The sequence below is a fragment of the Gemmatimonadaceae bacterium genome (genome assembly GCA_035633115.1).
Lineage (GTDB): Bacteria > Gemmatimonadota > Gemmatimonadetes > Gemmatimonadales > Gemmatimonadaceae > UBA4720.
This window is the reverse complement of record DASQFN010000106.1, coordinates 108,076-127,932: the sequence shown is the minus strand read 5'-3', so window position 1 is coordinate 127,932 and position 19,857 is coordinate 108,076. Positions and strand designations below refer to the sequence as shown.

Annotated in this window: 15 protein-coding genes and 1 pseudogene; 11 read left to right on the top strand and 5 right to left on the bottom strand. The window is 63.4% G+C overall.

Going from position 1 to position 19,857, the window contains the following annotated elements; translation table 11 throughout:
• The first annotated feature begins 44 nt into the window (after positions 1-44).
• From VES88_14490 to VES88_14440, 11 genes and pseudogenes are all read left to right on the top strand, one after another.
• Complete coding sequence (locus VES88_14490) at positions 45-1,307, top strand: SpoIID/LytB domain-containing protein (GenBank protein ID HYN82695.1); 1,263 nt, start codon at positions 45-47, stop codon at positions 1,305-1,307.
• The gene (locus VES88_14485) at positions 1,304-2,368 is read left to right on the top strand and encodes a Gfo/Idh/MocA family oxidoreductase (GenBank protein ID HYN82694.1); all 1,065 of its coding nucleotides are present in this window, start codon (positions 1,304-1,306) and stop codon (positions 2,366-2,368) included. Before VES88_14490 ends, VES88_14485 begins: the two co-directional genes overlap by 4 nt.
• Positions 2,365-3,744 (top strand): DUF4105 domain-containing protein, encoded by a 1,380-nt coding sequence (locus VES88_14480; GenBank protein HYN82693.1) that lies wholly within the window; start codon positions 2,365-2,367, stop codon positions 3,742-3,744. The genes VES88_14485 and VES88_14480 overlap by 4 nt, the downstream gene beginning before the upstream one ends.
• Complete coding sequence (locus VES88_14475; GenBank protein HYN82692.1) at positions 3,741-5,411, top strand: amidohydrolase; 1,671 nt, start codon at positions 3,741-3,743, stop codon at positions 5,409-5,411. The genes VES88_14480 and VES88_14475 overlap by 4 nt, the downstream gene beginning before the upstream one ends.
• Positions 5,412-5,721: 310 nt before the next feature.
• Positions 5,722-5,910: pseudogene (gene rpmE / locus VES88_14470) on the top strand (50S ribosomal protein L31).
• A gap of 71 nt (positions 5,911-5,981) precedes the next feature.
• Complete coding sequence (gene prfA, locus VES88_14465) at positions 5,982-7,046, top strand: peptide chain release factor 1 (protein HYN82691.1); 1,065 nt, start codon at positions 5,982-5,984, stop codon at positions 7,044-7,046.
• The gene (gene prmC, locus VES88_14460; GenBank protein HYN82690.1) at positions 7,039-7,953 is read left to right on the top strand and encodes a peptide chain release factor N(5)-glutamine methyltransferase; all 915 of its coding nucleotides are present in this window, start codon (positions 7,039-7,041) and stop codon (positions 7,951-7,953) included. The genes prfA and prmC overlap by 8 nt, the downstream gene beginning before the upstream one ends.
• Before the next feature lie 15 nt (positions 7,954-7,968).
• Positions 7,969-8,337 carry a YlbF family regulator gene (locus tag VES88_14455; GenBank protein ID HYN82689.1) on the top strand — a complete coding sequence of 123 codons (369 nt, stop codon included), beginning with the start codon at positions 7,969-7,971 and terminating at the stop codon, positions 8,335-8,337.
• An 8-nt stretch (positions 8,338-8,345) separates the two neighbouring features.
• Positions 8,346-9,023: a dTMP kinase gene (tmk, locus tag VES88_14450; GenBank protein HYN82688.1), complete on the top strand. Its 678-nt coding sequence runs from the start codon at positions 8,346-8,348 to the stop codon at positions 9,021-9,023.
• Positions 9,020-10,639, top strand: a complete 1,620-nt coding sequence (locus VES88_14445) for a S41 family peptidase (GenBank protein ID HYN82687.1) — start codon at positions 9,020-9,022, stop codon at positions 10,637-10,639. Before tmk ends, VES88_14445 begins: the two co-directional genes overlap by 4 nt.
• Entirely contained in the window at positions 10,636-11,496 is an 861-nt protein-coding gene (locus tag VES88_14440; GenBank protein ID HYN82686.1) for a DUF2520 domain-containing protein, read from the top strand. Before VES88_14445 ends, VES88_14440 begins: the two co-directional genes overlap by 4 nt.
• 227 nt (positions 11,497-11,723) lie before the next feature.
• Here the strand turns inward: VES88_14440 and lolA are convergent, their stop codons facing one another.
• The 5 genes from lolA to VES88_14415 are packed head-to-tail and all read right to left on the bottom strand — an operon-like array spanning position 11,724 to position 19,856.
• Complete coding sequence (lolA, locus tag VES88_14435; protein ID HYN82685.1) at positions 11,724-12,386, bottom strand: outer membrane lipoprotein chaperone LolA; 663 nt, start codon at positions 12,384-12,386, stop codon at positions 11,724-11,726.
• Position 12,387: 1 nt separating this feature from the next.
• Positions 12,388-13,485 carry a 3-deoxy-7-phosphoheptulonate synthase gene (gene aroF / locus VES88_14430; GenBank protein HYN82684.1) on the bottom strand — a complete coding sequence of 366 codons (1,098 nt, stop codon included), beginning with the start codon at positions 13,483-13,485 and terminating at the stop codon, positions 12,388-12,390.
• Positions 13,486-13,489: 4 nt separating this feature from the next.
• The gene (gene smc, locus VES88_14425; GenBank protein ID HYN82683.1) at positions 13,490-17,032 is read right to left on the bottom strand and encodes a chromosome segregation protein SMC; all 3,543 of its coding nucleotides are present in this window, start codon (positions 17,030-17,032) and stop codon (positions 13,490-13,492) included.
• The gene (locus VES88_14420; protein ID HYN82682.1) at positions 17,032-18,324 is read right to left on the bottom strand and encodes a hypothetical protein; all 1,293 of its coding nucleotides are present in this window, start codon (positions 18,322-18,324) and stop codon (positions 17,032-17,034) included. The genes smc and VES88_14420 overlap by 1 nt, the downstream gene beginning before the upstream one ends.
• A complete protein-coding gene (locus VES88_14415; GenBank protein HYN82681.1) occupies positions 18,321-19,856 on the bottom strand; it encodes an SPOR domain-containing protein in 1,536 nt (511 codons plus the stop codon). Before VES88_14415 ends, VES88_14420 begins: the two co-directional genes overlap by 4 nt.
• Position 19,857 lies beyond the last annotated feature (1 nt).

Sequence of the window (19,857 nt, the reverse complement as noted above, 5' to 3'; positions counted from 1 at the left end):
CGCAAAGGCTCGCGGATTCAGGTTTCTTCGAACGCGGAGGTCCGATGCGCAGGGCGGGAATCCTTTTCTTTTTTGGCGCGGTCGCTTGCGCGTCGCTGCCACGCTCAACTGACGACGAAGCCGTAGCCGGCGACCAGCGCGATCAGCCGGTTCGAATTGCCCTGGCCACCTCGGCGCGCGAGGCAAGGATTGGTGGCGTCGGAGCGTGGGTGATGTACAATCGAAGCACCGTTCAGCGAATATTTCGGGGCAAAGCGACCGATGAAGTGAGGGTCGAAATACGGAGCGGGCGCCTCGCGTACACGAGAGGCGAAGGCCCCATCGCTTCCACGCGCTATTCCGGCCCGTACATCTTCCGCTCGATGACGCCGGGGGCGCTCCTCAAGTACGACGGCAAACGGTATCGCGGTGAGATCCACATTTTCGCGACCGATAGCGGAATGCTGATAGTCAACCGCCTGGGCATGGAGTCCTATCTTCGTGGCGTCGTCCCCCTGGAGATTGGCAATCGTCGGCCCGGGGAAGAAGCCTCCGTGCAGGCGCAGGCCGTGGCCGCTCGCACCTACTCCTATGTCCATATCGCCGAAGCAGGGAGTCGCGCTTTCGACATGTACTCTACGGTACAGGATCAGGTTTACGGCGGAGCGGATGCGGAGAAGCCGATGGCCGACGACGCCATCATAGCCACCAAGGACATGGTGTTGCGGTACGCCGGAAAAGTCATCAACACGCCCTATCACTCGACATGTGGCGGGAGCACGGCGTCGGTCGAGGAGGTGTGGTGGCGCAAGCCGAGTCAGCCGTATCTGCGCCCGGTGAGCGACCGCATCCCCGGTAGCAACGGTTACTACTGCGACCCTTCGCCGCGCTTCAGGTGGACGACAATCTTCCAGCGGGCCGAACTCAAAGCAACTGTCGAGAAGTATCTCGCGCAGTACAGCACGGGCGTCCCTTCGGGCAGCATCGGGTCGATCACGGGCGTGCGCATCGAGGGCCGCACGCCGTCGGACCGCGTGAGCGCCGTGACATTTCAGACGAGCCGCGGCAATTATCTGATTCGCGGAGACGACGTGAGGTTTGTTCTTCGATCGCCCAGCGGAACGATTTTGAACAACACATATTTCACGGCGGAAGTCACTCCCGGTCCCAACGGTGAAGTCGGCACGCTGACGGTCAAGGGAGGCGGCTATGGACACGGGATTGGCATGTGTCAGTGGGGCGCAATTGGCCGGGCGCGCGCAGGCCAGGACTACAAGACGATTCTCACCACCTATTACCCGGGCACCACAGTGGGACCTATCGATTGACGGGTAGCCGCACCAGGACTCCGTCGCGCGGCGAGCCGGCGCTCGAGACCGAGCGGTTTCAGCCGCCCGACCTCAGAATCGCGCTGGTTGGTGCAGGCGCGATTGCACAGCTCGCGCATTTGCCCGTGCTGGCGAAGATCAAGGGTGCGACGCTCGTCGCGATCTGCGATAACGACGGGCCTAAAGCAGGCGCTCTCGCGCAGCGACTGGGTGTTCCCGACGTTTTCACGGACATCGACGAGCTGCTGGAGTACGACAGGCTTGACGCCGTGATTGTCGCGACCCCCAACCATCTGCATGAGCCGCACGTTCTCCGCGCGCTTCAGTCGAAGGTCCATGTGTTGTGCGAGCGGCCGCTGTCGCTCACCACCGCCGGAGTGAACCGCATTCTTGCATCGGCGGAGAAGGCAGGGAGAATGGTCGTGGTCGGAAACAACCATCGCTTTCGCAGCGACGTTCAGCAGCTCAACCGCTTTCTGCAGGGAGGCGAGCTTGGGCGGATTGTCGGCATGCGCGCGGGCCAGTACCAGTTCAGCGCGGGCAAACAGGGTTGGCGATTTCGAAAAGCCGAAGCTGGTGGAGGCGCGTTCTTCGAGCACGGGTATCCGCTTCTCGATCTTGCCCTGTGGCTCACTGATTTCCCGGATCCCGTCCGGGTGTCGGCTCACATGGACAGGCCACGACCCGGTGCGGTGGAGGACACCATGCTCGTCCACCTTCAATGCGCCGGCGGAATCAACTACTCGTTCGATATTTCCTGGGCGTACGTGGGACAGGAGGAGCGGTGGTGGTTCGAAGTGCTCTCGAGTCGCGGCAGCGCCCGGCTGGCGCCGCTGAGAGTCGTGAAGGAGCTCAACGGCAGACCCACGAACGTCTCTCCCACGGGTGCGGCGGCGCGGGAGAGCGTATTCCTGCAGTCGTACCGCGCCGAGCTGGCGCACTTCGTCGCCATGCTCCGCGAGGAGGCCGCTTACGAGCCGCCAACTGATCAGCTGAAAGTGATGCAAGTGGTGGACGCGATTTACCGGTCCGCCGAAGAGGGCCGCGAGATCGCGCTTTGAGGCTCGCGCCGAACCCGCTGGCCCGAGCTCTCACCGTAGCCAGTCGTTACAGTCTTTCCGCGTTAGTCGCGGTCTTCCTCGTGAGTGTGGCTGGCGACAATGCAGTTGCCCAGCCGGCCGAGCCCCCTCCGCGTGCGGCGGCGGGGTCCGACGCTCAGGTGCCCGGCTCCCAGCTGACGATCTATCTGATGACGATGGGGCCGGGCGACGCTATCTGGGAAAAATTCGGACACAACGCGATCTGGATTCACGACAAGGCGAAGAACACCGACGTCGCCTACAACTGGGGTCTGTTCGATTTCGCAGCTTCCGATTTCATGTCGCGATTCCTGAGGGGCGACATGCGGTACTGGATGGGCGGCATGGACCTCGAGAGTACGGTCGATTTCTACCGACGGTCGAACCGGTGGGTGATTGCCCAGGAGCTGAATCTCACGCCGGCTCAGCGAACGGCGCTCGCGCGGTTCGTCGAATGGAACGCTCTGCCGGAGAATCGCTTCTACAGCTACGACTATTACCTCGACAACTGTTCGACGCGTGTTCGCGACGTGATCGACCTCGCCCTGGGCGGAGCACTCAGGCCTCAAATGGAGACAGGACTGAGCGGCTTTACCTATCGGTATGAGACTCGACGGCTGATGGAGAGCGACATTCCCGTGTACACGGGTACGATGCTGGGGCTTGGTCAGCCCGTGGATCGCCGTGTCACGGGCTGGGAGCTCGCGTTCCTCCCTGGCCGGCTCAGCGAGATGCTCCGCGACGCCGAGGTGCGCGATGGAACGGGTAAGCTCGTCCATTTGATCTTGAGCGAAGACACGCTGTTCGCGGCGACGCGTGAGCCCGAGCCAAGGGGCGCCGGGCGATCGGCCGTGGACTTTTTACCAATGGCCTGCCTGCTGTTCGCGATACTCACGGGGCTGGCTCAAGCGGCAAGGGCTAGAGCCGGCGCGCTGCGTCCGGTGTTCCTGCTTGTAGCTGGCATCGCAAGTTTCGCCATCGGCATCGCGGGCACCGGCCTCATCGCTTTGTGGACGCTGACGAATCACGTCCACAGCTATCGGAACGAAAATGTCCTTCAGGCAACGCCTCTTTCACTGATTCTCGCGGTCATGATTCTCGCGCATCTGCGATCGGGGGCGCGAAGGGACGCAAATTCGCCGCTGGTTGGGAGGCGTACACTCCAGCTGGCATGGATCATTGTGGCGCTCTCCGGTATCGGCCTCGTCATGAAGATCCTACCGGGCTTCTATCAGGAGAATCATGAGATTATTGCCTTGCTGCTCCCAACTCACCTCGGCCTGGCGCTGGCACTCGCAGGCGGAGATATAGTGCCGGCGCGGTTCCGCCGTCGGCGTTCAGCAGTCGCTGCGAGTTGACGACCATTCGTGCCTTTGCTCTATCGCTTGCCGTTGCATTTCTCACCGGCTGCACTCCGCGCATGACACCGACCTCGCCACTCACGCTCGCAGTTGTGAACGCGCGCATCTGGACCGGGAACCCGACACAGCCATGGGTAACTGCGCTCGCGGTTTCCGGCGAAAGGATAGTCGCGGTGGGCTCGAGTGCCGAAGTCGCCAAGCTCGCGCGAGCTGCGCCTTCTGCGAGACTGATCGATGCCAGGGGCGGAATGGTGACGCCGGGATTCATCGATTCGCATGTCCATTTCATCACCGGCGGATTTCGTCTCTCCTCCGTTCAGCTGCGCGACGCACGCACTCCGGCTGACTTCATCGCTCGCATCAAAGCGTTCGCCGCTACCATACCGGCCGGTGCCTGGATCACTGGTGGCGACTGGGACCACCAGAACTGGGGAGGGGAGCTCCCTCGTCGCGACTGGATCGATTCGGTCACCCCAAACAACCCGGTGTGGGTATCGCGCCTCGACGGCCACATGGCGCTGGCCAATACCGCGGCGCTCGCGCTGGCAAAGATCAACGCTTCCACAGCCGATGTCGCAGGCGGCACGATTGTCCGCGACGCGTCCGGAAGTCCAACAGGGATCCTGAAGGACAACGCGCGATCACTTGTCGACCGCGTTGAGCCACCGGCTGGCCCCGAGCTGAGCGATCGTGCTCTCGACGCCGCGATGAGGTACGTCGCCGAACGCGGAGTGACGTCGGTGCACAACATGGGAACCATCGAAAGTCTTGCGACGATCGAGCGCGCGCATCGCTCGGCCCGCTTGATCACTCGCATCTACTCGATCGCTCAGCTCGGTGAATGGGAGCAGCTGCGTGACACCGTCGCGGCCCGAGGGAAAGGCGACGACTGGGTGAGAATCGGCGGTCTCAAAGCGTTCATCGACGGCTCACTTGGCTCGCACACCGCGGCAATGTTCTCCCCGTTCACCGACTCGCCGGCAGATTCGGGGCTGCTCGTAGAGGATCCGGAGACTCTCTACGGGCGGATCAGGGACGCCGATCGTGCCGGTCTGCAGGTAATGGTGCACGCTATCGGCGACCGGGCGATCAATCTGCAGCTCGGCATCTTCGAGCGGATTGCGCGGGAGAATGGTCCTCGCGACAGGCGCTTCAGGATCGAGCATGCGCAGCACATAGCGCCTCCTGACATCCCGCGCTTCGCCACTCTCGGAGTGATTCCGAGCATGCAGCCCTATCATGCTATAGACGACGGCAGGTGGGCGGAGGGAGTGATCGGTCGCGAGCGGGCCAAGACGACGTATGCGTTCCGCTCGCTGCGTGAGGCCGGCGCCCGGCTCGTTTTTGGAAGCGACTGGTTCGTCGCTCCGCCGACTCCGCTGGAAGGGATTTACGCGGCTGTCACCAGGCGAACGCTCGACGACCGGAATCCCAACGGATGGATTCCGGAGCAGAAGATCGACGTTGAGGATGCGTTGCGGGCCTATACCGTGAACGCGGCATTTGCCTCCTTCGACGAGGACAAAAAGGGGTCGATCGAGCGCGGCAAGCTCGCCGACTTCGTTCTACTCGACAACGACGTTACGCGAATCGCCCGGGAGGCGATTCGCGACGTCAAGGTTCTGATGACTGTTGTCGGGGGAAGGGTAGTCTTCGAGCGTTGAAGACTACCCTCTCCACTGAGCTCAGGAGTTCGGCTCGTTCTTTGAGCGGCTTCCCTTCCTGCCGGGGCTCTGAGCGCCGCTGGCCGCCGCAACACTGCCAGGCGATCGCGCTGTCGAAGGCTCAATGTCAGCATCTCCTCCCTCGGCCAAATCAGGTCGGCTCGAAGGTAGCCCGAAGGCGGACATTTCTATTTCAACCAAAGCGGACATTTCTATTTCAATGCTACACTGAACTGCCTGCCTTCGCTTGTAAAACTGGGTCGCTTTCGCGATATTTCAAAGCTGTACAAAAAGTCAACAAGAGACTCCGATGAAAGCCGATATCCATCCGATGTACGCAACCGCGACCGTCAAGTGCGCGTGCGGCAACACCTATAAAACCCGCTCCACGCAAGCCGAGATTCACACCGACATCTGCGCCCAGTGCCACCCGTTTTTCACCGGCAAACAGAAGCTCGTTGATACCGCCGGCAGGGTCGAGCGCTTCCGTCAGAAGTACTCCAAGGGCCAGGCCTCGAGTGCCGCTCCGGCCGCTCCGGCCGCTCCGGCCGCTCCGGCCTCGACGAACAGCTGAGTCTCCGCGATCGCCTCGCCGAGGCTGTTGAACGGGCCGGCGAAGTCGAGCGACAGCTTTCCGATCCGAAGACGGTAAGAGACGCTCAGCGCATGGCAGCGCTGGGACGCGAGCTTCGCCATCTCAATCCACTCGTTGAGATGGCAAAAAAGCTGCAGAAGTACTACGACGAGCTCGCGGAAGTCCGCGAGCTCGTTGCGATCGATGACCCCGAGATGGCCGCCGTCGCGCGTGACGAACAGACGCATCTCGAAACCTCGATCGCCGAGCTCGAGCAGCGAATCAAGCCGGCCCTCATTCCGCACGATCCGCTCGACGATCGGCCGGCGATCGTCGAAATCCGCGGCGGAACCGGCGGAGATGAGGCCGCGATCTTCGCCGCCGATCTGTTCCGCCTCTACACCCGCTTCGCGGAGCGTCGTGGCTGGAAGGTCGAGATAATGTCGCTGTCCGAGGGCGCCCTCGACGGGATCAAGGAAGTCATCTTCAAGGTGAAAGGCGAAGGAGTCTTCGGAACGATGCGCTGGGAATCCGGCGTGCATCGCGTGCAGCGTGTTCCGGTCACCGAGAATCAGGGGCGCATCCATACATCCGCCGCCACCGTCGCCGTCCTTCCCGAAGCGGAGGAGATAGACATCAAGATCGAGGACAAGGACCTCCGGATCGACGTCTTCCGATCTTCAGGCCCAGGCGGGCAGAGTGTCAACACGACGGACTCGGCCGTCCGAATCACGCACATACCGAGCGGCATCGTCGTCAGCCAGCAGGACCAGAAGTCCCAGCTCCAGAACAAGCTCAAGGGAATGGAAGTGCTGCGGGCACGCCTGCTCGACGCCACGATCGCGAAGCAGGAGGCGGAGCGGTCGCGCATGAGGAAAACGCAGGTCGGCACCGGCGACCGCTCGGCAAAGATACGCACCTACAATTTCCCGCAAAATCGAGTGACCGACCATCGCATCGGGTTCACGATGCACGAGCTCTCCAAAGTGATGAGCGGCGAAATCGACCCGCTCGTCGAAGCGCTCCGGAACGCTGATGCGGAGGACAGGCTCGGTGAGTAAGTCCCTCGATTCGTCGCCCGCTGCACGCACCCTTGACGGGACAGTTCGCTCGGTGGTTGACGAGCTCGCGTCCATTCTCGGGCGTGGCGGACCTGACGATTCGCGGAACACCGCGCGCGACATCGTTGCTGCACTCCTGCACGTTTCCCGGTACTGGAGCGTCCTTGCCGGCGATGTCGTGTTGCAACCGCAGGTAGCTGACGCGGCCCGAGTCGCGGCTCAGCGCCTCGTTGCGGGGGCGCCATTCGCCTACGCCGTTGGCAGCGCACAATTCCGCTCGCTCACTCTCTGCGTGGATGAGCGAGTGCTGATACCGCGTCCGGAAACCGAGGTTCTCGTCGAGGAGATACTGACGCGATTCGGGGCGGCAAATCCCGGTGGCGCAGACTGGGGAACGGCCGTCGACATTGGAACGGGCTCGGGGGCGATTGCGCTCTCGCTCGCGGCTGAAGGCTGTTTCGCTCGCGTAGTGGGGACGGACACCTCGCTGGACGCCCTCGATGTTGCAAGAACGAACGCCGGAATCATGGGCGCGGCGCTCCGGTGTCCGGTGGAGTTCCGGAGCGGATCGCTTCTCGCGCCCGTGCGCGACATCAAAGCGCGCCTGCTGGTGTCAAATCCGCCCTACATCGCCTACGAGGAGGCCGACCATCTTCCGCCGAGCGTGAGGAGCTGGGAGCCTCCGACGGCGCTGTTGAGTGGTTCGAACGGCCTGGCCATTACGGCCGCGATTGTGCAGAAAGGAAAGTCTCTTCTGGACCGTCGCGGAACTCTGGCGCTCGAAGTCGATGAGCGCCGCGCCTCACTCGTCGCGGAGCTGGTGCTGTCAGATGGCGGTTACACGGATGTCAGCGTGGTTCTGGACCTCACCGGGCGCGAGCGATTTGTCTTCGCTTCGCGCGCCTGACGCGGAGACACGGTCGTGATTGGAGATGGAATGCTCGAGGAGAAGGCGAAAGAGCTCGGACGGATCATCGGGCAGAGTCCCGAGTACCAGGCAGTGAAGAAGTCGAGCGAAGCGTTGAACGGCGACCGCAATGCGGTCAGCGTGCTGCAGCAGATGGAGAAGCTTCGAGTGCAGGCGCAGCAGATGATCCAGCGGGGCGATCAGCCAACGCCCGAGCTCGAGCAGCAGCTCGACGATCTACTCATGAAAGTGCAGGGAAACTCGGCGTATCAACGGGCGATCGCCGCGCAGGAGAACTTCGACAAGGTGATGTACCAGGTGAATAACTGGATCATGGAAGGCATGAAGAAGGGCGCGACGAGCTCCATCATCACGCTGAGCTGAGTTGCGCCATGGAGCGGGGCAAGCTGGTGGTGTTCGAAGGAACGGAAGGGTCAGGCAAGTCGACTCAGCTTCGACTGCTGTCCGATCGTCTGAGCGCCGCTGGCGTCCCTGTCGTGCCGCTGCGCGAACCTGGGGGAACGCCGGTGGGCGACACGATCCGTGAGATTCTGCTCAAACCAACGGGTGACGTTACGCCGGCGGCGGAGGCCCTGCTCTTCATGGGCTCTCGCGCCGAGCTCGTAAGCCGTGAGATCAAGCCGGCTCTCAAGCGCGGTGACGTGGTGCTCATGGACCGTTTCTTCCTCTCGACCTACGCTTATCAGATCGCCGGCCGTGGCCTGCCCGAGGCCGATGTGCGGGGGGCGAACTGCCTCGCCACGTGTGGAATCGTTCCCGACCTCACAATCGTCCTCGACTTTCCATCTGCTGACGGGATCGACCGCGCGGCAATGCGCGGGATCCATGATCGAATCGAGAGCTCCGGTGAGGATTTTCACCAGCGTGTGGAGCGAGCGTTCGCTGAGGCCGGCACCGCCGAGTGGCAGGCAAAACATCCCGAGTGTGGCCCGATCGTAAAGGTGGATGGTCGCGGAGCGCGTGAGGAAGTGTTTGCTCGCGTACTCACTGCTCTGCTGCAGGCAATGCCGAACAGGTTTGCGGCGCTGCGGGAGGAGACCATCTCGTGAGACTCGACATTTCGCCCGGACTCAGGTCGCGAACGATGACTGTCGCGGCCATACTCGTGGGGTCACTCGTCACCGGCGGATGGCTGATAGTAAGTGGAACTCGTGACGGCGAAACGACTCCAGCCGAAGCCGAGCGCCTCTTCAACCAGGTGCTGAGACACGTTTCGCGCTACTACGTCGACTCGGTCGACTCTCCGCTGCTTTACCGCAAGGCCGTCGAGGGAATGCTCTACGAGCTCGAGGATCCATACACAACGCTTCTCGCCCCCGACAAGCTCGGCCGATTGAACGAGTCTACGAGTGGAAATTTTGCCGGAGTCGGCCTTCAGGTCGACGTGCGTGACGGCTGGCTCGTCGTCATCGCTCCGCTGCCGGGTAGTCCTGCCGAGCGCGCGGGCATTCAGCCGGGCGACCGAATCATCGAGATTGAAGGCCGCTCCACGCGGGATTGGACGATGGAAGAAGCGACGAAGGCGTTTCGCGGCGGTCCAGGAACGTCATTGTCGTTCCGTATCGAGCGGCCAGGGCTGCTGACGCCTGTTCCGTTCACTCTGGTGCGACGCGCCCTTCATCAGAATGCCGTACGCCGCGTGGCTATGCTGCCGAACGGCGTAGGCTACGTCGATCTCAAGGCTTTCAGCGACTCAACGACGCGTGAGCTTTCGCGGAGCATCAACGCGCTTCTCTCGAGGGGAATGAAATCTCTGGTGCTCGACCTCAGGTCGAATCCCGGGGGACTGCTCGACCAGGGCCTCGGAGTCGCGGACATGTTTCTAGACCCGGGGCAGCGGATCGTCAGCCTGAAGGGCAGGTCGCCCGGCGCGAACCGCGACTACACCGACTCGACGGCGCAGCGCTGGCCGAAGCTGCCCCTCGTGGTTCTCGTTGACGACAGAAGTGCGAGCGCTGCGGAGATCGTCGCAGGCGCGCTGCAGGATCACGACCGCGCGGTTGTGGTTGGCGAGCCGACATACGGCAAGGGAAGCGCACAGACGATCATTCCACTCGGTGAGATTGGCGGGCTCAAGATCACGACCGCGCGCTGGTACACTCCCTCGGGCAGATCGATCAGCAGGCAAGTGCTCCGCGAAGACAGTGATGATCGAAGGACACGGCAGCTGCCGCAGAGGTACAGAACAGACGCCGGCCGAATCGTCTACGGTGGTGGGGGAATCGCCCCCGATCTCATCGTCACCGACTCGGCCGCTGACCGTCAGCTTCGCCTTTTTCAGACTGCGCTCGGCCGGAAGGTGGGGCAGTTCCGCGACGCTGTAACGGACTACGCGATCTCCCTCAAAGGTGGCCGTGAAGTGCTGACGCCCAAGTTCATGGTGACGCCGCAGATGCTCGAGGAAGTGTGGAAGAGGATGGTTGCGCGGGGCGTGGAGATTCCCCGAATGACTTACGACGAATCGTCGCACGTTGTCTCCCAGCTGCTGGCGTACGACATCGCGCGATTCGTATTCGGCCCCGAGGCGGAGTTCAGACGACGCGTAGCCGCGGACAAGGCGATAGCTGTCGCGCTGGAGCTGGCGACGGGCGTGACCTCGGAAGCCAGGATGCTGGAGCGCGCGTCTGCCAGGCAGGCGGCGCAGCGCAGCGCCGGCACCGAGTGAGCGAACGCGTATTCATAATTGGCGCGGGACAAGTCGGTCGCGGACTCTTCCGCTCCTTCCGTGAATCAGGTGTCGATGTTGTAGGATTTCATTCGCGGCGTCCATCTCCGATTGCGACATCGCATGGGGCCTGGCCGCCGGTGATTGGCGACGCGAACACGATAATTGTCGCAGTCAGGGACGATCAGCTCGACGGCGTTCTCGCCGATCTTGTGGACGCAGCTTCTCCATCGGGCCGGCGCCGGCTCGCATCGGGAACGGTCGTCGTCCACACGTCCGGTGGAGCCGAGCCATCATTGATCCCCCGTCTGGGCGAGATGGGGCTCAGTGGCGGGACCTTTCATCCGCTTGTCCCATTTGCGAATCCTGATCACGCACCGGAGCTCCTGCGAAAAGCGTGGATTGGCATCGACGGCGACGATCAGGCTCGCGCTGCTTCGAGGCGGCTCGCGGGGCACCTTGGCGCGCGGACGCTTGAGATTCCCGCTGGAATGAAGAGCATCTACCACGCGGCAGCGGTGATCAGCTCGAATTTCCCTGTGGTGCTGGCGGCCGTTGCGTCAGGCATTCTCACCGATGTGGGTGTACCGGAGCGAAGCGCGCACCAGGCTGTGCATAGTCTGATGGACGCGGCAATCTCGAATATTGCGGACAGCCATCCGGAATCGGCTCTCACGGGGCCGGTGATGCGCGGCGACGTCGAGACTGTGAACCGCCATCTTCAGGCGCTGAGACACAATCCGGAAGCGCGGGCACTTTATCGGCGGTTGTCGTTCGCCGCGCTGGAGATCGCCGGTCGGCAAGGCGCCGACCCCGCTCGCCTGGCGGAGATCCAGAGACTGCTCCTGCTTCGATAGCGGCCGAGCCGAATTAACACAACTACTCTGCCACAGAGACACAGAGAACGCAGAGAACCACACAAAAAAGGGGGAAAGGCACTCGATTTCTAGAGGTCGGTCGTTGTTGGCTGTTGTAGTTTACCGAAAAAAGAGAGACCTTCTTTTGCAAAAGGTCTCTGCGATACGCCGAGATGGCCGCTTGTTGTTCTCTGTGTGCTCTGTGCCTCTGTGGCAAGGCTGATCCTCTACATTCCTCCGAAGGACGCTGAGTCGACGATACGAGCGCCGCGCGGCGGTGTGAATGAAAATGCCGAGCGCGCGATGGTCGCGTTCGGGACCAGGCGCGTGATTACCACGAATCTCGTCAGCCCGTTTGCGTCCGTCACCTCGAACTGTTTGACGATTCCACTTGCATCGACCCACACCTTCGCGCGTGTGAATGGAGCGTTCGATGTCTTCGGCGTGAGGAGCACCACATCTGTTCTTGCCCCGCCCACTGTGGCCGTCCCGCCACTTTTCATGGTGTAACGCGTGCGCGGTGAAGTCAGAAACAGGGATCCCGGGTCGATGACTTGCGCCGATTTGTTACGAGCGCTCAGGCGCATAACCTGACCCGGCGCGCTGCTCGGCAAATAGACCCACACGGCCTTTCCGTCGGCGACCACGCGGTCGCCTTTGGGATCGGTGAAATTGATCGCCAGGAGGTTGGGCTCGCGGCGAAGCAGCTCTCCTCGCGAGACCGAGCTCGTCCCGGTGAGTGGATTGGTGATTGTCTGCCTGAACTCGGCGCGAACGGTTTTCATGCTCGCATACTTGCTCGCAGCGCGGTCCATGATCGTCTCGGACGACTGCGCGCCGAGGCTCGCTGCGCCAAAACCACCAGCCAGAATTGCCGTGATGATTCTCATATCAATGCTTACCCGCAACTCGCTTCGCCGTTCCTGAAGACAGTATTCGCTCTGCCGGCTTGTTTTCACGATCCAGTGCCGGTGTCACGCGTCTGCCGATCGCGACTGCAACTGCTCGAAGCTCTTCAACCAGTGCAGTGAACTGCTCCGGGTGAAGCGACTGGGCTCCATCGGACAACGCCCTGTCGGGATTTGGATGCATCTCCACCAGCAGGCCGTCAGCACCCGCGGCGAGCGCGGCACGAGCCATCGGGGTCACCTTGTCCCTCAGTCCGGTGCCGTGACTTGGATCTGCAACGATTGGCAGGTGCGAGAGCTTGTGGACGATCGGAATCGCAGTCAGATCGAGGAGATTCCGGGTCGAGGGATCGAAACTTCTCACGCCCCGCTCGCACAGGATCACGTTCGGGTTGCCCTCGGAGAGAATGTACTCCGCACTCAATAGAAGATCGGTGATCGTCGCCGCCATCCCGCGCTTGAGCAGGACAGGCATCCCGAGTTTTCCAACCGTCTTCAGGAGCGAATAATTCTGCATGTTGCGCGCACCGATCTGGATGCAGTCGCCCATCTCCGCAATGAGGTGGGCGCCTTCGTCATCCATGGCCTCGGTGACAATGGGCAAACCCGTTTCACGGCGTGCGAGCGCAAGGAGCTCGAGGCCGCGCTTGCCAAGGCCCTGAAATGAATACGGCGAGCTTCGAGGCTTGAACGCGCCGCCCCTCAGCGCGCTTCCGCCTGCTTCCTTCACGAGACGCGCGGACTCTACGATCTGCTCCTCCGACTCGACGGAGCAGGGGCCGGCGATGATCGGCACATCTTCCCCCCCGAACGAGACACCTGGCGCGATGGTGACGATGGTGTCTTCGCTGCGCCACTCACGCGATACCTGCTTGTACGGTTGAGTGACGTGAATGATCTGTACGACGCCTGGCAGCGCCGCGAGCCGCGATGCGTCTACTCGCCCGTCGTTACCGACAATCCCGACGGCGGTTCGCTGCGCACCGGGCATGGGCCGGGCCTCGTACCCCATTTCCACAACGACCGCGACGACGCGATCCACATCCGCGGTGGATGCGCCATGCTCCATTACAACCAGCATTTCGCTACGCGCTCAGCGCCGTGACTGGCTGCGGTGCTGGCACCGTCCCGGCAATCGCGTCATCGACTGCAGGTCCCCGCATGTGGACGCTGACCAGCGACGATACCCCGGGCTCCTGCATCGTTACGCCGTAAACGGCGTCTGCGGCCTCGGTGGTCGTGCGCGGGTTGTGAGTGATCACTATGAACTGCGTGTTCGTCTTGAATTCGTTCAGCATTCTCACGAACCGCCCGATGTTCGCGTCGTCGAGCGGCGCATCTACTTCGTCGAGCAGACAGAACGGGCTCGGCTTCGTGAGGAAGATCCCGAACAGAAGAGAAAGCGCAACAAGCGCACGCTCGCCGCTCGAAAGCAGGTGAATTCGCTGGGTGCGCTTGCCCCTCGGCGCGGCGTGAATCTCGATGTCCCCCTCGAGGGGACTCTCCGGATCCTCCAGCCGCAAATCGCATTCACCACCGCCGAACAGGGTCATGAAGATCTTGCGGAAGTTCTCGCGTATCTGAACGAACGTGGTTGCAAAAAGCTCACGCGCTGTCGTGTCGATTTCACGAATCGCCTGCTGCAAAGACAGCCTGGCAGAGGTGAGATCGGCGCGCTGAGCGCTGAGGAACTCGAGACGTTTCTGCTCCTCTTCGTGCTCCTCGATGGCGAGCGGATTCACCGGCCCGAGCGCATCGAGCTGATCCCGGAGCGAGAGCGCCTCGGCGCGCAGGCTCTCGTCATCCAGCTCCAGCTTCTCCGAAGTTTCGAGCAGAGACTCGAGCGGGCGCCGCCACTCCGCCTCCAGCCGCTCGCGAATAGCGTTGCGCCGTCCCGAAAGCTCGGTGTAGCGCAGCTCGGCGCCGTGGAGCTCTTCGCTCAATGCGGCGGAGCGATGCCGCACGTCAGTGAGCTCATGCTCGGCGCGCTCCAGCGCCTCGTCAGAGCTGCGTACCGAATGCTCGGCATTGGACAGCCGAGTTTCCGCATCCTCCAGAGTCGCCTGCCGCGCCTCGAGGTCCATCTGCCAGCCGGCGAGCTGCTCAGCCAGCTGCTGATCCGCAACGGACAGCGTCGACAGCTCCGACTGCAGAGATTCGAGCCGCGAGGCGGCGCTGACGAACTCCTCGCGGAGATGCCGCTCGCGATCCGCCGCGACCTGCAGCCGCGCCTGCGCCTGCGCGTAGGCTACCTGACTCGCTGTGCGCCGATCGCGCGCCTCGTCCTGTCGCGATTCCGTTTCGGAAAGCAGGCGGCGCGCCTCGTTGACTGCTACCTCGTGTCCCGCGATCGCGTTTTGTAGCTCACTACTGGCACGGTCGACGAGGGCTACGGTCTCGGACAGCGCATTCTCGCGGGCCGAGACACGCTCGAGAAGGGTGTCCGCCTCCGTTACCTCGCGGAGCGCGCGGTGATGACGCCTGCTCACTCCAGTGAAAAGGTCTTCGAATTCGCCGACTTCACGGGAGGCCACCGTTGAAGCCTCCTGTGCGAGCGCAGCTGCGCGCTCGGCGGACTCCAGCGCCGCGCGCGCTGAATCTGCCGCGGCACGCGCGCGCTCTCTGACCGTAATTGCTTTGTCGAGCTGTTGTCGCGAATCGCCGATCTCCGCTCGACGCCGGAGCGGACCGGGTCCCGCAAAGTGCGCGGGCAGCCAGATTGCTCCGCGCGCGTCGATGAACGCGGTTCCGCTTTCCACGGATGTGACCCGTCCCAGCAGCGCCCGCACCCAGCCGGATGCGACCGATTCCGTGCGCACGATCGCCGACAACCCGTTGTCTGCGTCGGCGTCGTCCGTCCGGTCGCCGCCCATTCGCGCGTCCAGAGGAAGGAGCAGCAGGGGACCCGGATTGGTCGTCGTGTGCCAGGCACGCACGGCATCACTTGCCTCGCGATCCCTGACGAGAACCGCGTGGACAATCGGCCCGAGATACCGCTCGACCACTGCAGCGGAATAGGAATCGGCGCTGATGAAGTCGCTCAATGGACCGATGATGGCGCCCTCGCCAAACTGGCTTCGCTCGGCGAGCAGGCGCGCAGCCGCTGGTGCCAGACCAACCCGCTCGCGCTCGAGCGCCTCGAGGGCGTTCACCTTTCCTTCGAGCGCCGTGTGAGCCTCCTCCGCGCGAAGGAGCGCGGAGCGTGTCGCCGAATCCTCTTCGCGCGCGGCGCGCAGCGCGCCCAGCGCCGCAGCGAGAGCAGCGTTTGCGGCTGAGGTTTTCTTCCTGCTCGCGGCGAGTCCTTCTTCGGCATCACGCATCTCGCGCCGAACCGCATTCTCCGAATCGGCGAGCTGCGATTTCTCGTCCAGCAGCGCCGCGCGTCTTGTCTCCAGCTCCTGCAGCTCACGTTCTGCCGCCTGCCTGTCGAGTGCATGCCGATGTGCCCGCTCGCGCATCTCGCGTGCACCCTTGTCTGCGGTCTCCACGGCTGCCCTCGCCGCGGCGAGAGCTGCGCGAACACTTTCCTCCTCGGCGACCTGCGCCGAGAGCGAGCTCTGGGCGAGTGCCATCTCTGCCTCGAGCTGTGTGCGGTGGGTAACGGCCTGGTCGAGATCGTCGCTGACCTTTTCGACGGTCGTATCGCCCTCACGCCGCTCCTGCTCGGCCCGCTCTCTCCGGGAGACGGCGTTGCGTTGTCGCTCCTCAGCTACGGCGATTTCGCCGCGCAGCTGCTGAGTGCTCGCCGCCTGCTCGGCGACGAGTCGCGCGAGCTCGTTTCGCCGGGCTTCAGCGGCGGCGCGCGCACCGTGCGCCGAATCGCGCGCAGCTTCGGCAGCGGCCAATGCTTCTTCCGCGGCGGGGACTTCCGTCCTCAGCTCGCGCACGCGCGTCTCGAGCCGGGCGAGCTCGTCACGCCAGGCGTCCATCTCTCGCGCCGCCAGCGCGATCTCGACAGTGAAGCGGCGGCTCACGATTTCGGCGTGACGCTCGGCGCGCCGGCGCTGCCGCGCGAGTGAGCGAACCTGTGTCTGCACCTCGGAGATGAGATCGTCGATGCGCGAGAGGTCGATCGTGGTCTCCTCGAGGCGTCTCTCGGCTGTGCGCTTGCGGTCCCGATAAAGTCCGATTCCGGCGGCCTCCTCGAACAGCTCGCGTCGCTCGTCGGGACGATCGGAGAGAAGCGCGTCGATCATCCTGCTTTCGATGACGACGCCGGCGTCTGCGCCAAGACCGGTGCCGCGCACCATGTCGTGGATGTCGCGGAGCCGGCAGGGCGAGCGGTTGAGGAAATAATCACTCTCGCCGGAGCGGCTCAGGCGTCTCGTGATCACGACTTCGCGGAAGGGCACGGAGAGGACTCCGTCATCGTTCTCGAAGTGCAGTGACACCTCGGCGATGTTCACCGGCCGCCGCGCTGAGGATCCCTGGAATATGACTTCTTCCATTTTCGCACCGCGAAGCGCGCGCGGGCGCTGCTCGCCGAGGACCCACCTTACAGCGTCGGAGACGTTGGATTTGCCGCAGCCGTTGGGACCGACGATCGCGGTTACACCGGGCTCGAAGAGCAGCTCCGTCTCGTCAGCGAATGATTTGAATCCCTGCAGCTCGAGCTTGGTGAGGCGCACTACTGAACTCTCCCTGTTCGGAATTCAAGGACAGGCGTCGCGCCTGCAACTCGCAGGGCCGTGGCCGAGAGCGAAGATTGCTCGGGCGTCTGAAACGCGCCAGCGTAGATCCGCGCGCTGCCGTCATTCTGCAGCATTGCGTACGCCGGAACGCCCTTCGCCGTGTAGGCCTTCACCATCTCCCGCGATTTCGAAAGCACCGCCGCTTGCGACGGCACGCTGTCGACCCGCAGAGCGAGCGGGACGCGGACCACTCTCCCGATGGAATCGGCTACGATGCGCCGTCGCCGGAGCGAGCGGAGTAACCGCTCGGCCTGCGCGCTGTCGGAGACCGCGCCGGCAAAGACCTTGTACCAGATTGCTTCGGTGTCACCGATCGGGACAAGAGAAATCGTTGCTGCCGGCATCATTTCACCGTGACGCTGCAGCTCAAAGTTAGCACTTTCCGCCGTATTTGCATTGAGAATCTCAACAGCGAAGGTCGCAGCAAGCGATGAATCCTGCGGATTCGCGGGGACGATCACCTCTCGCTGCGGGACAGCTGTCGAGTCGTGCGCCTGTGAATCAGGAATGACAATGGTGTCGGACGCGCGCGAGAGCCCCAGGCGCGAGATGCTTCCCGGACGGAGAATCGCGACTGCAGCGATCAACAGCAGGAGCGCGCCGCCCGCGAGGGCAACTCCCCTCCAGCGCGGCAGCGGCTGCTCGACGGGCAGGGCGATCTTTTTCGGCGCGGGCGCCGGCGCGGGATGGGGAATGCGCGCAAGCAGCACCGCATTCGGATTGACGTCAAGGCGTGGGTTTCCGACGACGAGAATCCCGTCGAGCTGCGAAGAAAGCTTGTCGAGGCCAGGTGCGTCTGAGGCCGCAACCAGGAGAAGGAGAGCGTCGGTCGCGGCAAACTCCGAGGCAATTCGCCGCCATCGCGGGCTCCCGATTATCTCTGCGATCGCGGCCGACTCGGTCCCGCTCGGCAACACGTTCAGATTGTCGTTCCCCGCGACCGAATAGATGACTCGCTCGAGGGACGTCCCGAACATGAAGCTGTCATAGATGCCGTGGGGGTCCGCGGCGCCGACAAGCGCCTGAATCGGCGCCACTTCGCCCGCGAGATCGCCGATCACGACGCGCCTATGCGCGCTTTCCGCATTGGCGACACCAATCGCCGCGTAGGCGGCCTCGACCGGCTCGTCGGACACGACGAGGACCGTCGAATACCCGCGTACCGCTACTGCCGCCAGTCGTCCTGCCTGCTCGTACGCCTCGGCGGCCGCGCCACCGCTTTCGTTCACGTGCCGGCCTCGTACACCCAGTATTGCCGCTTCGACTCCCGGCCGACGCGCTCGGCTTGCTCCCTGGTAGTGTAAGGTCCGAGCACGACCCTGAATATCGCCGTCCCACCTGTCTGGGTCGCGAGAACCCTGGCGCGAACACCTCCAACCTCAATCGCGGCGGCGGTGCTTCGCGCCTGGCTTTCACTGAGCAGCGCGGCGAATGACACGAGAAATCCCGGCGAGCGAGTCGTTTGGCCGGGCGTACCGGACGTGGACGGCGCAACCGGCGGTGCAGCGGGAGGCGGAAAGCTTGCCGGAGGTGGAACCATCGTGGGTGAGGCATCCCTCAGCGGCGGCGGGCCTCGAGTACTGTCGAGCTGTTGCGGAATAGTGTCGCTGCGCACAATCGAATCAGGCGGAGTGAATGTCACCGGCTGATCGAGGTCAGCCGAACGCGGTCGGAAGCCGTTCCAATAGAAAAAATACCAGTAATCCTTTCCTCCGCCTCGAGCTGTGCGAACTTCGCTGAGCGTCGCTCCATCGACAAAGACGACATCCGCTCCGCGGAGAGTCGCGATCGTAGACGAATGCGCGAAAGCGGGAAGGTCCGTCGTCCACGTCGTTGGAATGCTGCCGACGACTTTGCCGGTTCCGATTGCGACGACCCAGGCAGAATCGGCTCCGTCGGCCGGCTTCGCCAGTAGCAGCTGCCCCATCGGATCGACGCGAAGATCGATCGCTGCTCCCGGGAGGTCGATCGTTCCGGATATCGATTCGCTGTATCGGTCGAGCACTACGATCCGCGGCGTTTCAGTCAATGCGATGTAAACCCGGTCGCCGCTCGGCGTTGGCGCCATCGCCGCAGCGTCGCCTGGCAGGCGAACCTCCTTCAGCGGGGAGAGCTCGCGGGTCCGGACCCCAGCCAGTCCGCGTTGTGAGGTGAAGTACAGCCTGTCGCCGGCCTGCGTCCTCGCACCCCTGGCGACAACCGAAAGAGAGGCGCTGTCGAGAATCGTTGAATCGGGAGGATGGATGAGCCACACTTTCGTCGACGTACCGGCCGCGCTTGCGATGACGAGCTGTCCGTTCGGCTGCGGAAAGAGTGCCTGAGGAGTTTTCGGCGGCTCGAACGTCCAGTCTCCGCTGGGTGTAAGGCGCACAATCAACCCCTTCGCGTCAATCCCGTAGATCTCGCTGCCGTTGGCCGAGGCGACGCCAATCAGTTTTGCCTTGGAGGCTATGCGCGCCTGGCCAAGACGAAGATCCAGGCGTCGAGGCTGTCCCTTGTCGTCGGTGAGCGCAACGAGTCCGGCGTCCTGATCGAACGCGAGGACGCGGCCGACCGGCGGTGATCCGCTCGCGGACCAGATCGCTGAGTCGAGGTTAGCGAAAAGGTATGCTCGCGCGGTGCCGCCGTCGCGCGGGATGCGCAGCGCAAGTGCGTCCGGCCCGCGGGATACTGTCGCCGGTCGCGAGGTGTCCGACGCTTGCCTGTCGTCGCCGCCGCTACATGCGGCGACGGCAAGCGTCAGCGCGATCAGCCGCCGCAAC